This window comes from Rheinheimera riviphila, from assembly GCF_004005945.1.
Classification (GTDB): domain Bacteria; phylum Pseudomonadota; class Gammaproteobacteria; order Enterobacterales; family Alteromonadaceae; genus Pararheinheimera; species Pararheinheimera riviphila.
In genome coordinates, this window is record NZ_SACS01000014.1 from 98208 (window position 1) to 111529 (window position 13322).

Annotated in this window: 14 protein-coding genes; 6 read left to right on the plus strand and 8 right to left on the minus strand. The window is 50.5% G+C overall.

All coding sequences use genetic code 11. The annotated features are described in order from the left end of the window. Positions 1-107: 107 nt before the first annotated feature. Positions 108-1055: a pseudouridine synthase gene (locus EOE67_RS13440; RefSeq protein WP_127699758.1), complete on the plus strand. Its 948-nt coding sequence runs from the start codon at positions 108-110 to the stop codon at positions 1053-1055. Positions 1056-1144: 89 nt separating this feature from the next. On the opposite strand, the gene EOE67_RS13445 is transcribed toward EOE67_RS13440, so the two are convergent. Next, complete coding sequence (locus EOE67_RS13445; protein ID WP_127699761.1) at positions 1145-1774, minus strand: DUF2799 domain-containing protein; 630 nt, start codon at positions 1772-1774, stop codon at positions 1145-1147. Between the two features lie 186 nt (positions 1775-1960). On the opposite strand from EOE67_RS13445, the gene torT reads away from it, so the two are divergent. From torT to EOE67_RS13465, 4 genes are all read left to right on the plus strand, one after another. Further along, a complete protein-coding gene (gene torT, locus EOE67_RS13450; RefSeq protein WP_127699763.1) occupies positions 1961-2998 on the plus strand; it encodes a TMAO reductase system periplasmic protein TorT in 1038 nt (345 codons plus the stop codon). A 145-nt stretch (positions 2999-3143) separates the two neighbouring features. Next, positions 3144-4073, plus strand: a complete 930-nt coding sequence (locus EOE67_RS13455; protein WP_127699765.1) for a type 2 periplasmic-binding domain-containing protein — start codon at positions 3144-3146, stop codon at positions 4071-4073. 58 nt (positions 4074-4131) lie between these two features. Next, the gene (locus EOE67_RS13460; RefSeq protein WP_127699767.1) at positions 4132-5436 is read left to right on the plus strand and encodes a class I SAM-dependent methyltransferase; all 1305 of its coding nucleotides are present in this window, start codon (positions 4132-4134) and stop codon (positions 5434-5436) included. 67 nt (positions 5437-5503) lie between these two features. Further along, positions 5504-5875 carry an acyl-CoA thioesterase gene (locus EOE67_RS13465; RefSeq protein ID WP_240652816.1) on the plus strand — a complete coding sequence of 124 codons (372 nt, stop codon included), beginning with the start codon at positions 5504-5506 and terminating at the stop codon, positions 5873-5875. Between the two features lie 31 nt (positions 5876-5906). Here EOE67_RS13465 and yjjX read toward each other — a convergent pair whose 3' ends face one another. Further along, positions 5907-6419 carry an inosine/xanthosine triphosphatase gene (gene yjjX / locus EOE67_RS13470; RefSeq protein WP_206099590.1) on the minus strand — a complete coding sequence of 171 codons (513 nt, stop codon included), beginning with the start codon at positions 6417-6419 and terminating at the stop codon, positions 5907-5909. 76 nt (positions 6420-6495) lie between these two features. After that, complete coding sequence (locus EOE67_RS13475) at positions 6496-7197, minus strand: YebC/PmpR family DNA-binding transcriptional regulator (protein WP_068066515.1); 702 nt, start codon at positions 7195-7197, stop codon at positions 6496-6498. Positions 7198-7352: 155 nt separating this feature from the next. Between EOE67_RS13475 and EOE67_RS13480 the strand changes: the two genes are divergently transcribed. Beyond that, a complete protein-coding gene (locus tag EOE67_RS13480) occupies positions 7353-7787 on the plus strand; it encodes a cytochrome b562 (RefSeq protein ID WP_127699773.1) in 435 nt (144 codons plus the stop codon). A gap of 61 nt (positions 7788-7848) precedes the next feature. On the opposite strand, the gene EOE67_RS13485 is transcribed toward EOE67_RS13480, so the two are convergent. From EOE67_RS13485 to EOE67_RS13505, 5 genes are all read right to left on the minus strand, one after another. Continuing rightward, positions 7849-8244, minus strand: a complete 396-nt coding sequence (locus EOE67_RS13485) for a ribonuclease E inhibitor RraB (RefSeq protein WP_127699776.1) — start codon at positions 8242-8244, stop codon at positions 7849-7851. 53 nt (positions 8245-8297) lie between these two features. Beyond that, positions 8298-8816 carry an acyl carrier protein phosphodiesterase gene (locus EOE67_RS13490; protein ID WP_206099591.1) on the minus strand — a complete coding sequence of 173 codons (519 nt, stop codon included), beginning with the start codon at positions 8814-8816 and terminating at the stop codon, positions 8298-8300. 31 nt (positions 8817-8847) lie between these two features. Then, positions 8848-9606 (minus strand): transporter substrate-binding domain-containing protein, encoded by a 759-nt coding sequence (locus EOE67_RS13495; protein ID WP_127699780.1) that lies wholly within the window; start codon positions 9604-9606, stop codon positions 8848-8850. A 43-nt stretch (positions 9607-9649) separates the two neighbouring features. Beyond that, the gene (locus EOE67_RS13500) at positions 9650-10537 is read right to left on the minus strand and encodes a DMT family transporter (protein WP_127699783.1); all 888 of its coding nucleotides are present in this window, start codon (positions 10535-10537) and stop codon (positions 9650-9652) included. Positions 10538-10645: 108 nt separating this feature from the next. Next, a complete protein-coding gene (locus EOE67_RS13505; RefSeq protein ID WP_127699785.1) occupies positions 10646-13159 on the minus strand; it encodes a glucosidase family protein in 2514 nt (837 codons plus the stop codon). Positions 13160-13322 lie beyond the last annotated feature (163 nt).

Consider the following 13322-nt stretch of genomic DNA (forward strand, 5'->3'; position numbering starts at 1 on the left):
ACAACCCCGAATCTTCCAGGATGACGGCTAGCCAGCATGGCTGCCATCATGCCGCCTATGCTATGCTGCGCGCCATTCAAGCCTGTTGTAAAAGTCCGGTTATCGTCATGGCCATTGCCAATCGTCCTTCTGAAATTACCTTGCCAGCCAACAATCAGGGCTGGGCCAATTTGTATGAATTTTTATGCTGGCAGTTTCCGCGGATTGACTCAGCAATCTGGTTAGAGCGATTGCAGGACGGCAAGGTGTTTTGGTTTGACGGCGACAAAGTCACACCGGACACGCCGTTTAGCCCGAGTCGAAGGTTGTGTTATTTTCGGGAAGTCAGCGCCGAGCCGCACATTCCGTTTAGTGAAGAATTGGTGTATCAGGACGAACATCTGCTGATTGCCTGCAAGCCGCATTTTCTACCGGTGATCCCGGGTGGTGAATATATCAACGAATGTTTGTTGGAGCGGTTACGACAAAAGTACCATGCGCCTGATTTAGTGGCGGTGCACCGGCTGGATCGGGAAACCGCCGGGCTGGTGCTGTTTAGCAAACAAGTGCCAAGCCGCGCTGATTATTATCAACTATTCGCCAGCGGTCAGATTGAAAAAAGTTATCTGGCAGTGGCGCATATTGCCGAGCATATTCCGGCCGAACCTGGACAGCAATGGCAAGTGCAGAACCGGCTGGAAAAATCTCAGCCGCGGTTTTTAATGCAGCAGGTGGAAGGTGAAGTGAATGCCCGATCGAGCATCGAATTGTTGCAACGGCAGGGTGATTTGGGCTTGTTTAAGCTGACGCCACACACCGGCAAAACCCATCAGCTACGCGTGCACATGCTGGGGCTTGGCATGCCGTTGTTACATGACAAATATTACCCGCAGTTGCAGCCAAAAACAGCGCTCGATTTTAGCCAGCCGTTGCAATTATTGGCGGCTGAGCTGAGCTTTATTGACCCATTGAGCGGTGAAAAACGTGCGTTTCGCAGTAATCGGCAATTAGCCGGTTGGCCGGAAAATTTAAAAGAGGGCGACATGTACCGCTCCGGCGGACTAGCCTTCGGCTGAGTCACGCCCTACTGTTTGTGATGACTGATATGAGATTGATCTGCCAGCGTAGGGCGTCACTCACCGCGTTAGCGGTAGTGCGCCGGTACTTAGCGTTGCCGCTGTTGTTGTTCCACTTGCGAATACGCATGTTCCGCCTGATACAGCTGCACCTGTAAGCGACCAACTTCGGTATTGAGCTGATCAAGCTCGGCGCCTAAATGGTCATTGCGATATAACAATTGCGCCCGGACGTCCGGGTTTTGTTCCCGCACCAGCCGTTGGTTGTTGTTATATATCAATTCGCGGTTTTGCTGGATCTGCCGAAAACGTTGTTCCAGTTCGAACTGCAGATTATCCACCGCCGCTTTTACCTGATACCAACGATGACCGCGCTCATACCCTTGCCGGAACTGCTGCTCTAACCTGCCACTGCAAGCGGTGTTGTAGGAAGCTCCGGAGCGACCGTGCGCTTCGCCGTGGGCAAAGTCACAATAGAACACCAGACCTTGCTCGTACCCCTGCTGATAACGTGGATAGTCAGCTTGAATACCGTGGCTGGCGCATTCCTTTTGATATTTGCGATATTGTTTGCTGTCCGCACCGGCTTTACCGTCGTTGACGCCAATACTGTACCAGTCGCCAATCTCGCATTCCTGCTGGCTGATACTGCTGCAACTACAGAGTACCAATGCCAGTGCGACCAACCGCAGTAGTTGAAAAATCCTGGTGAAGTGCATTAAAAAAATCCTGTGACAGCCTTGGGTTGTTGCTGCGTATGCTAATACCTGGCCAGGTTGCTGCCAAGTGAATTGTCGGCGCTGATTCTATTGACTATAGTCGGTGCAGGGACTTCGCCGCAATTCGCAATAACTCGCAACTACTCGCAACCACTCGCAACTACTCGCAACGAAAAGGAAGGTGTTATGGGCAAATTGATTGCAGTGCTGTTGGTATGGTGGCCGTTCATGGCGTCCAGCGACAACTGGTTTCCGGTGACAGTGCAGGCCGATGGGGTGACGCAGCCATATCAGCCACTGGCGAAAGCCAACAAAATCTGGCGGATTTGCGCTTTATTGCCGCACGGTAAAGATCATTATTGGTGGGGCGTGGCCTGGGGGCTGTCCGAGGAAGCCAGCCGTTTGGGGGTGATGCTCGGCATTTATGAAGCCGGCGGTTATGATCAACCCGACAAACAACGCGCGCAATTACAGCAGTGCCGGCAGAAAAAAGCTGATGCCTATATTATCGCCGCCATTGCTGCCGATGGTCTTAGTCCCGAGCTGCAACAGCTGGTACAAGCCGGTATTCCGGTGATTGATTTAATCAATGGTATTGATGGCGATAACGTTACCAGCCATTCGGTGGTGTCGTTTACCGATATGTCAGCCACCGCGCTGCGTTATATTTTGCAGCAATCAACAAAACCCATCCGGCTCGGCTGGTTCCCTGGCCCCAAAGGTGCGGCCTGGGTGCGTGATGCCGACCTTGGCGTGCAAAGCCTGATCCAAAACGGCAATATTACTTTATTAAATGCCGGTTACGGCCCTCCTGACGCCTTTCATCAAGCCGGATTAACGCGGCAGTTTTATCAGGATCACCACGCCGTGGATTTTGTGCTGGCCAATGCTGTTGCCGCCAAAGCGGTGGCGCAATTTCAGCTTCGGAATCCGGTCAGCCAAAGCCCGATCGTGGCTTATTACGCCAATCCGGCAGTGATTGAAATGTTGCAAATGCAGCAGCTTGCGGCAGCTGTGACCGATTCACCGGTACTGCAGGCGCGGATTGCGGTGGATTTAGCGGTGCGCAGTTTACAACGCGAAAAGGTGCCCAAACGGGTATCACCACAAATTGAAGTCCTGACCCCAGCGAACCTGGCCGATTTTGATTTAAGTCGGTTATTGCCGCCGGATGAGCAATGGATTATCCGCCGTGAGTTGCTGGATATTCCGGCACAGGATTAAAACCATGCTGCAACCTGGCAGATGAGCCGTCGCCAGCAGGCAAGTTTTTAGCCAATCGCTGAGCTAGCCCGGCGCCACTATTTCCTCTATGCTGAATTAATGAGACGGTGGATGTGGTTTTTGCACAGTGCTGCGATTTAACACAATGAATCGATTAACAAGAACGGATGTAGTGCGTTGGCTGCTGTTGATCCTGATTGCGGCTTTAAGCTGCAAAACGCTGGCGGCAGATCAGGTGCAGTATATTCATACGCTCGGTCAGCAATCGGTGCAGGAAGCCAGCCATGCTTATTATCAGGATTTGCTGGCGTTAGTCCTGAAAAACACCGAAGCCGAGTTTGGCAAAGCCGAAATTCGTGAATTAAAACCGCCTGCGCAAGGCGATATGCACTACCTGTTGATGAAAGGTAATTTCATCGATTTACATCGTTTTGGCACCGATTTAAAAGTAGAGCAAGATTTGCTACCCATTCGGGTGCCGTTGCTGGCCGGCGGCCTTGGCTGGCGCGGCTTGATGATCCGTAAAGCCGATGCCGTGGCCTTTAGTCAGCTCGATAGTTTGTCACAACTGAAAAACCTCACTGCCTGTCAGGGCCACATCTGGCCGGATTCGACCATTTTGGAATATGCCGGGTTAAAAGTGCTGCGTGTTGACGGTTATGACCAAATGCTGCAAATGCTCAGTAAAAAACGTTGTGACTATTTCCCGCGCAGCATTTTTGAAGGCCCTGCCGAAGTGAAGCAGTTCAGCAAATATTATCCGGATCTGTATTTTGATACCGGCATTTTATTAAAGTACCCCTATGCCATGTATTTCTTTGTCAAAAAAGACAATCTGGCATTGGCTGCCAGGCTGGAACGGGGATTATCGGAACTGGCATTGTCAGGGAAACTGCAGCAGTTTATGCAACAACATCCGGTGACCCGCCATGTGTTCCCGTTGAGCCAATTTAATGACTCCTTGGTGTTTAATCTGGTGAATCCGATTTTGCCGGAAAAAACACCGGTCAACCAACCGGCGTACTGGCTGCAATTGCCTTCGGCGGCGCGGGTGATTAGCGTGAAGCCCAAATAGGTGAAAGTCTTTGTTATAATGCGGCACTTTTTCTAAGTTCGATGCCCCGAGACTGCCGATGACTGCTGCGATACCAACTTCTCAAACTGACGTTCAAAGCAACGTTCAAAGCAACGTTCAAACTGACGTTCAAATTAACACCGAAGCTGATCCGAAGCTTTTGCAATTCTTGCAACTGCTGACGGATGCTTTTCAAAACGGGCAATTGGTGCGGTTGGTATTATCAAAGTATCAGGGGGATGATCCGGAATTGCAGCGTTTGGTGATCCGGCCGGTGCTGCTCAAAAATGAGTTGCAGCTGTTGTTTTTAAGCCAAAACCGCACCTTTGATCAAACCCATAACTATTTATTCCCTGAAGCGTTATCGCTGTTAAAACAGCAGCTTGGCCAGCAGTTTTTCAGCGCCCATTTACAAACATCCAGCCATGAACTGCAGCTAAGCTTCAGTAAAAAAGGCAAAGTTCTGCTGAGTAAACATCCGGTGAAAACGGCGGTAGCTACTGTGGAAACCTCGGTCGATTTGACGCATAACAAAGCCAAACAACGTTATGTTGAACAAAGCCGACCTTATTTACAGGCGCTGGGCATTACCGACGCTAAAGGCGACATCATTCCGGCGATGTCCAAAAAATGGAAGCAAATCAATAAATTTATTGAAGTTCTGGCTAAAGCTATTCAGCAAACCGGACTTATGCAGCCCCAATCGCAATCGCAATCGCAATCGCAACAGCTGCATGTGGCAGATTTTGGTTCGGGTAAAGCCTATCTGACCTTCGCAGTTTTTGATTATCTGACCAGCACGCTGGGGCTTTCGGCTAAAGTCACAGGGGTAGAACTGCGCCAGCCGCTGGTTGATTTATGCAACGAAGCGGCGACAAGATTACAGCTCAGCGGCTTGCAGTTTGAACAGGGGGATGTCAAACATTTTAAAACCCGTGGCATCAATGTGATGATTGCGCTGCACGCCTGTGATATCGCCACCGATTACGCCATCGACATGGGTATTCGCACCGGCGCCGAGATTATTATGTGTTCGCCTTGTTGCCACAAAGAGCTCCGCCCGCAACTACAAAGCCCGGCCGTGTTGTCGCCGCTGTTAATCCACGGCATTCATTTAGGGCAGGAAGCAGAAATGCTGACCGATGGCCTGCGCGCTTTGTTGCTGGAAGCCCACGGCTACGACACCCAGGTGTTTGAATTTATTTCGCTGGAACACACCAGCAAAAACAAAATGATCCTGGCGCAAAAACGAAAAAAAGCCGGTGATAACAGTGCAGTGTTGCAGCAAATAGCTGCGTTAAAAGCTTTTTATGGCATTAAGCAGCATACGCTGGAAACGTTATTGGCCAATTCAGAGCAATAAATACAACAAAGTAGTGTCGTCAACAAGCCAAGCGAGGGATCAAACATTGTTTAGTGTGGAATTTAAAGTGCGTGATTATGAATGTGACATGCAGGGCATCGTGAACAACGCAGTGTATTTTAATTACTTAGAACACGCCCGCCACGAATTTTTACACAGCCGTGGTGTCGATTTTACCGCTTTGGCGCGTGATAAAGTGAATCTGGTGGTGGTGCGCAGCGAGATGGACTACAAAAACTCGCTGACCAGTGGCGATAAATTTGAAGTGACGGTCGCTTTTGAAGCTATTTCCAAACTCAGATTTGGCTTTCGCCAGCAAGTCATTCGCCAACCCGATGGCGCTGTGATGCTACAAGCGCTGGTGATTGGCACCGCGCTGAACGCCAAAGGCCGGCCTTTTGTGCCTGCGGAATTGGGGTTATTGGCGGAGCCGGTCTAACTGCCTGCAGGAACTGCAAACATCAAAAGGCTTAAAACCACTGTGGATTGAGCATTGGAATTAACGCCAGCAACAAGGCTTGTTGATACACCGACGACCGGCTCAGCCGGTTGTGGGTTAACAACCCAATAGCGCCACCGGCTTGCTTGATATTGTCGGTGCCAAACAGCTGATCCATCACATCCCCAAGTTCCAGCCCTTGCTTGATTAAATCCAGCGCTGCTGGCGGCAACATCAGACTGGCCGAGCGCGCCATCCCTTGTTGGCCATGATGTTCAATCAACATCCAGGCAAAGGTAAAAGCACCGTCTAAACCCGCTTCAATACTGACGTAAACATCGGCTTGTTGCTGTTGCTTTAGCGCTTCGATGCGATTTTTTGCGCCTTGCAGTGTTTCATTACTACACATCGGCTGCGCCGCCACGCCTGAAGGGACAGCGTAACCTGTGACCTGAATGGCCTGGTCAGGGAAAGTGTCACTAAAACACTGACGCACGGCATTAATTTTCGCCGGATTGGCCGACGCAACGGCAATAGTCCACATCAGTCACATCTCCTGAGCAGGAAAAAAATGAAGGCAGCCGTAGCTGCCTTGGATCGGTATTGCTGGAAAGCTGTGATTAGCCAGCTAGTCCGACGTATACATGTTGCACGTCGTCATCACCGTCAATCGCATCTAAAAACGCTTCGACTTCTGCGCGGGCGGCATCGTCCAGCGTTACCGGGTTTTTCGGCTTATAAATCAGTCGGGCAGAACTGACGCTAAAACCAAACTCAGGTAAGGCTTTTTGCACTAAATCCAAATCAGTTGGTTCAGTGTAAAACACCACGCCACCTTCTTCGTCCTGCTCAAAATCCTGGGCTCCGGCTTCAATGGCGGCAACTTCAACGTCGGCATCTTTGGTTAAAGCAGTGGCTTCAATGGCACCTAAATAGTCAAAATCCCAGGACACTGCGCCTGAACTACCTAATTGACCTTTGCGGAATAACACGCGGATACTTTGCGCTGAACGGTTTTTATTGTCGGTCAGACATTCAACAATTACCGGCACCTGATGCGGCGCAAAACCTTCATAAACCACGTGCTCATAGTTGACCGGGCCGTCCAGTAAACCGGCACCTTTTTTAATCGCGCGTTCCAGCGTGTCTTTTGGCATCGATGCTTTACGCGCTGTTTCAATCGCCAGCCGTAATTTCGAGTTCATCGACGGATCAGCGCCATTTTTGGCGGCAACCATAATTTCTTTAGCCAGCTTGGTAAAAATCTTACCTTTGGCGGCGGCGGTATCGCTTTTGTGTTTATTTTTCCATTGTGCGCCCATGGCTGCAGTCTCGCTATATGCTGAAAATTGTCTGAAGAAATAGAATGAGAAAACCGCCGTAGTCTAGCCAATGGCCTGCGCTGGCGCAACTGCCTGGCCGGACCTTGCGCCAATTATGTTAGACTATGCGCCTTTTCAAAGGTATTGGTGCAAATATGACGTTGTTGAAGGATCTAAGTCTGATTTTATTGCTGCTGTGCGGCGCAGTGCAGTTTTCTGGTAAGACTTATGCTGAAGAGCCGGTGCCAACGGTGATAGCCAGCACTGATGTTGAAGCCACCATGAAAGCGATGGCTTTTGCCTATAAAAAAGCGATGACAGCCGCTGATGTACCGCAGATGCAGCAGCAGATCAGCGAATTACAACAACTGGTTGCCTCGGTGCAGTTAGTGCAATTTTCACCGGAAAAACAGGTCAAATTTCAACAAGGACTAACAGAAGTGCAGTTGCAACTGGATTTGGTACAAGCTAGTCTGGTAGCGAACAACCATGAACAAGCCAAACAACAGCTGCAACAGGTTGATATCCTTAAAAAACAATATCATAAAGAACGTAGCCCCAGTTTCTGGCAATTGTTGTTCGGGAATTAACTGATCAATACGTGAAAAAAAGGCAGCTCATTCAGCTGCCTTGTTCATTTTACGGTGAGGATTAATGGTGATGCCCGCAATGGTCATCACAATCATGGTCGTGCTCGTCGGCAAACTCGTCGTCGCCGTCCTGATTTTGCATCACGCCCCAACCATCGTTATGACCACCAAATTTCTTAGCAAACTTATCCAGTTCAGCTTCTTTGGCGGTTACCGTAGCGTGCTCTGGCACCATGGTCAGGCTGACAATCAGCTCCCACTGCTCCAGATCGTTAAAATTCAGTTCTACTTCACCAGGTTGGTCTAAGGCTGTCAGCGCGTTTAATGCCATTTCGGCTTTGTCGCGGTTTGGAAACACCAGATAAAAATCCAGCGCCAGACTTTGAGTTAAATCGAGGCCGGCATCGGCCATTGCTTGCAACATATCACCGTTGCCATCATCCGGAAATTGACTCATAAAAAAGCTCCCGTCGTGAAAAATCAAAGGCGCTAGTTTAGCAAGCTTCTGCGTTATCGGGCAGGATTTTCTGCGGTTAACCAGCGCTGTTGCTGCACATGCTGTTGTAATCGCGGGAAAAACTGCAAAAACAACTGCTCAAGCTCAACGTAATGCGCCTGGATATCCTCTATAGAACCGGCAAATTGATTGGCAAAACGGATGCGCTGCGCCACCCGATCCAGTGCCAAGCCTAATTGGTTGATGTCGGTATAACTTAAAAACCAATCCTGACGAATAATGGCGCTCACCGTTGGCTGCATCGAAGCGGGCATCTGCGGCAGGTCGGTCTGAAGTTTTTGATACAGCTGCTTGGTATATAAATCAAAAGGTTGTGGATGAAAGGTCGACCAATGCCGGATCAAAAAATGGTCAAACAACATATCGATGGCGATACCAGAAAAACGGCGGCGCTCTGCTGAAAAGTATTGTTTGGCGGCCAGCACTTCTGCACTGTGATCGGTAAAAACATCGACCGCCCGGTGTTGGCGCAGCCCTAGTTGCACAGCCTCGGGTAGACTTTTGATATCCACACCACGGCAAAAAATAAGTGCGCCAGGTAATTCATGGTTGTGGCAGGCTGCGGGCTAAATACAGACAACGGTGTTTTTGGGCAAATTGGGTAATTGCCTGCTGCATCGCGGCCTGATGTTTTGATTGCGCTGATACAATATAAAAAGTATCGATACTGGTGATGGGCTTGCGCTGTAACTCTTTGAGCAATTCGGGCTGCGATTTACTGAGAAAGCTGCGAAAGGGGCCATCATAAGTGATCAAATGTTGACTGCGCTGGTGTAGAAAAAACTGGCTGGCGCTGACGCTATCGGGCAAGTCGACAAAGATATAGCCCCGCTGCAGTAACTGCTGCCGTTGCCCCTGATAGTCAAAAGCGCGGATCGCCGCCACACTATCATCACGCGGTGCATCGCTGCTGTGGTTGTGACTGTAAAGCACTAACTGCAGTTTTGAATAAGGCGGCTCGACCGGCAGATGCTGGCGCGATAGTTTTAGGGTGCTTTTGATATTGATGGAAAAATCGATGTCGCCGCTGTCGAGCAACAAGTACATCCGGGCTGGCGTAATGCAGCGGGGTTCCACCTGCATGCCAGCCGCTTCGAAAATATCCCGGCTGAGTTCAAGACCAGGCCCGCCGCAACTGCCATCAGCATTGACTACGATATCCGGCGGAAAATTGTGGACGCCCATTTTCAGCACCACCGGCGCTGCCTGTGCATAAAACAGCGGTGCACAAAACAACTGTGAACAAAACAGTAGGCTGCTGATGCGCAAGAGGTTTGGGCACCATAAGTTTGCTCGCGCCATCGGTCGGCCCGTCTTTGAAATACTCGCTACAGTATGCAAAGGCTTAGCCGGTCTGGCAACTGGTAGCATTGGCGGTTGAAGGTGAGGGGCGGGCAAGGGCTGCTTGCGCCACACCACAAGCTACAATCAGCAGCACGCCAGCCAGCTGCACCGGCACTAACACTTCCTGAAATAACCACCAACCAGCCAAGATCACCGTCACCGGTTCGATATAAGCCAAGGTGCCGAACACCCGTACCGGCAAATGCTGCAGCGCGACAACCGCGCCAACAATCGCCAGAAAGCCGGGGAAAATACCAGCCAGTAAAATCCACGGCAATTCTTTCAGCGGCGGCAAACTGCTGTCGGTTAAAAACGGCAATACACAACAAGCACCCATCAATAGCTGATAAAAACTGCGTTGATAAGGGGATTGGTCAGGCTGCGGTTTGCGGTTGAGCAATAAAAAACCGGCATAGGTGAAAAGCGATAACAAGGCAAACCCAAAACCAGGCAATTGCGCTGGCGTCAGGGCTAAATCGAGCTTAAATTGCTGCAGCATGGCAAAACCCAGCACCGATAAAGCAATAAATAACAAACTGAGCAGGGTCAGCTTTTCGCCATAAATAAAATGGGCGACGACCGCGGTCAGCGGAGGTGCCAGATAGACCAGCATAATGGCATTGGCCAGACTAATGCTTTGGATCGCCTGTAAAAAGCCCAGCATAAAACTGGCCAGCAAAATGCCGTTGATGACCACAATCCGGTCGGGCCGGCGTTGAAGCTGTTGGCCTTGGCGGCTGGCAAGCAAAAACAAGCCCAGACATAAAGCGCCAACCGCTAACCGGCAAAACGTTAATTCGGCTGCCGATAATTGGCTATAACGGGCAATAATACCGCTACTCGCCATACAAACCGCCGAGAACAACGCTAACAACAAATACCGGTTCAAAACATCTCCTGCGGGCGAATGGCCAACCACAGCTCAGGATATGCGCTGTGGTTGGCTTTAGCCGTATCTATCATTTTATGCTGACTCGTTCCTTGGCAGATGTCGCAATTACACGGCCGGAACTATGCTGACCGCGTGGATCACCGCCTGATTTAACGGACCACTGCGTCCACCTTTGCCGCCGGTATAAAGCTCAAAATGCTGCAGGTAACTCATATTAAAACCATCTTTGATGGTGATGCTGCACTGTTGGCCGACAGTCGCCTGAAATTCCAGCTGCGATGAAACCCCTTGTTCAGTGGCAATCGACAGGTGCGGCATCACCAGCGTGCCTTGTTGCGGTTTTGCCTCAGCACATTGCACCTGGGCCGTTTTCACCACAGCGGTAATGCCGGTATTAATCGGCCCGTTGTCGATAAAATACTGCAGTTGCAAGCGGTGCGGGCCCGTGTGCGTGGCGGTAAAGTTCAGCTGCAGTTGTTGCTCCGGCAACCCCCAGTTTTTATATACATCCAGGCCCAGATGTTTGCTGGCGGCAAGGTCCGGGCTTTGTAAACCCTGACCTGCGACAAAGATTTGTTGGCCCGGCGTGGTACAGAGGGTTTTGCTTGGCAATGAGGTTAAATTGCTCTGGTGCGGTTTACTCTGATAACTCTGTACCAACGCATAACACTGACTGACCTTGCTGCGATCGGTATCGGTGTAATCAGTTTTTCCCCGTTTCAGCGTTACCTTGCTGCCATTTTTATACAAGGTGAAGCGGGTTTTTTCTTCGCCGTTGCTATCGAAGGTCAGTTCAGTCTGGCCTTTGCTGTTTTGTGTAAGGCTCAGCAGCGGCTCTTTTGGTGCAAATAAGGTGTATTGCTCGGTGGCGGTGAGCTTGGCCGGATTAGCAGCTTTTTGCAGCGTCAGGTTTTGGCGTGGCATGTCAACCGCAGTCAGTTCAAGCTCCAGCTCGTTTTGCTCACCGGATAAATCATCCACTTGCAGCGTCAGCTGATGTGCAGCGGTTAATGCAGTTTCAACGCCGTTCAGCAGCGCTTTTTGCAAGCGGTAACTTTGGGCGCGGCTGGCGTTGCCATTGAGTTTCAGCGTGACATTTAAGCGGCCTGAAGCAACGGGTAATTGCTGTAATTTCAGCTCTTTACCCAGTTGCAACGCTTGTTGGGTCAAGGCCGGAATAAAGGGGTTGATCTGAATCTCGCGGGCGTTAATGTCAATCCCAAACAAACTGTTGGCGACAAAATCATGATAAGCCGCTACGGACCAGAGTTGACGCTCGGAATTAATCACCGGCCCCGATAATTCACCATCATCGACATGTTCTTGTTGGGTCAGCCATTCCAGGTTCTCCATATTCGACAGGTTAAAAGCGGTACCCTGAAATAGCGACATGGCAATTAAATGAAACAGCTCAGTATGTTGCTGCTGTTTGGCCGCGCGCAGCGCATAGCTGCTGACAAAAGGCCAGATAGCGCGGTTATGGTAAATCGGGATCTGTTGCCGTGCCGGGAAGATCACTGGTGGCCCTGCTGGGGTCAGTGGGTAATTGGCCAGAATTTGGCTGGCCTGGGCACTATTTGCCACCTGATGGGTGATGGCCAAGGAAAGGCCAAGTAAATCAAATTGTTGTACCGGAAGAGGGTTATATTCTTCGCCAATATAACTGGCATATAACCCTTGGTCGGCCAGCCAGAATGACTGATTAATGGAAATTTTAAGGGCAGCTGCCCACTGACTGAATTGTGCGGCCAGCGCCGGTTCCAGTATTTTCGCGGCAGCTGCAGTACGTTCCAGCGCGACATAATGCAGCACGTTGGTCGAAAGTGCATAAGATTCAGCCAGATACAGCGTATCTTTCGCGGTCCAGCCTGGATAGGTTTGCTCGCGCCAGTCTAAAAATGAGGTTTCACCGCGGTATAAACCGAGTTTGTTGCTGAAAATATGCTGGCGGTCTTGCAACAAGGTTTGCTTGGCAATGGGGTACCATTTTTCCAACCAGGCTTGTTGCGCATCACTGCTGGAACCTTCAGCTGCCGCTTTGGCGGTTAAGTTACTGGCGGCTAACACCCAAACCACCCTGTCCGAACTCACCGGCCAGCTGCCGCCGGAGCCGGTGTCCTGCAACGCGACTTCGGTCGGCGCCACACCACGAGCAATTAGTTCTGGCCGGACTTTGGAGGTTTTAAATAACAAAGAATTGCTGGCGCGTTCCGGGTCAAGATAACCCAAGCCTAAATCCAAACTGTAGGATAAATCGCGGGTCCAGACATAATGCCACTTGGCACCAGTTTCAAAACAAGGGCAGGGCACCGGTTGTTGATCGTTAAAGCCCCAGTCGGTAATTTCGCTGACGCTGTTTTGGGCGCGTTCCTGCTGGGTGAGGCTAAACAGGGCATCAAATAATGCATTGTTGCTATGAACCTGCAGCTGCGTGGCATCGACATTGATGGTTTTCTGTTTACCGGCGGTTTGCAATTTAAATTCGCGCTGACCGTCGGCTTGTTGCAAAGCTTCAATCGAGACCTTACCAAACTGATGGGCATATTGGCGTTGTTGCAAACTGCCTTCGCTATTGGCCAGCAGTGGTGCGGAGAAAAACATCGCTACACTTGTAGTCACAGATAAGCCGGTAGCGGATTTTGGTAAGAAGAAGGCAGCGCGCATCACAATAGAGATCCTTGTCCACAAAGTCGGGTTGAGTTTAACAGTGTCTGGTGCCGGAGTGTAGCGGCGATGGCCAGTCTGTTGCGAAAGCACGACCAGTTGCAATCGTATGCAGCTA

Bases quoted from the DNA above. Each gene is read 5' to 3' on its own strand.
- EOE67_RS13440 (WP_127699758.1), top strand. From the start codon at position 108: ATGGCCATTGCCAATCGTCCTTCTGAAATTACCTTGCCAGCCAACAAT.
- EOE67_RS13445 (WP_127699761.1), bottom strand. From the start codon at position 1,774: ATGCACTTCACCAGGATTTTTCAACTACTGCGGTTGGTCGCACTGGCA.
- torT (WP_127699763.1), top strand. From the start codon at position 1,961: ATGGGCAAATTGATTGCAGTGCTGTTGGTATGGTGGCCGTTCATGGCG.
- EOE67_RS13455 (WP_127699765.1), top strand. From the start codon at position 3,144: ATGAATCGATTAACAAGAACGGATGTAGTGCGTTGGCTGCTGTTGATC.
- EOE67_RS13460 (WP_127699767.1), top strand. From the start codon at position 4,132: ATGACTGCTGCGATACCAACTTCTCAAACTGACGTTCAAAGCAACGTT.
- yjjX (WP_206099590.1), bottom strand. From the start codon at position 6,419: ATGTGGACTATTGCCGTTGCGTCGGCCAATCCGGCGAAAATTAATGCC.
- EOE67_RS13475 (WP_068066515.1), bottom strand. From the start codon at position 7,197: ATGGGCGCACAATGGAAAAATAAACACAAAAGCGATACCGCCGCCGCC.
- EOE67_RS13480 (WP_127699773.1), top strand. From the start codon at position 7,353: ATGACGTTGTTGAAGGATCTAAGTCTGATTTTATTGCTGCTGTGCGGC.
- EOE67_RS13485 (WP_127699776.1), bottom strand. From the start codon at position 8,244: ATGAGTCAATTTCCGGATGATGGCAACGGTGATATGTTGCAAGCAATG.
- EOE67_RS13495 (WP_127699780.1), bottom strand. From the start codon at position 9,606: ATGGCGCGAGCAAACTTATGGTGCCCAAACCTCTTGCGCATCAGCAGC.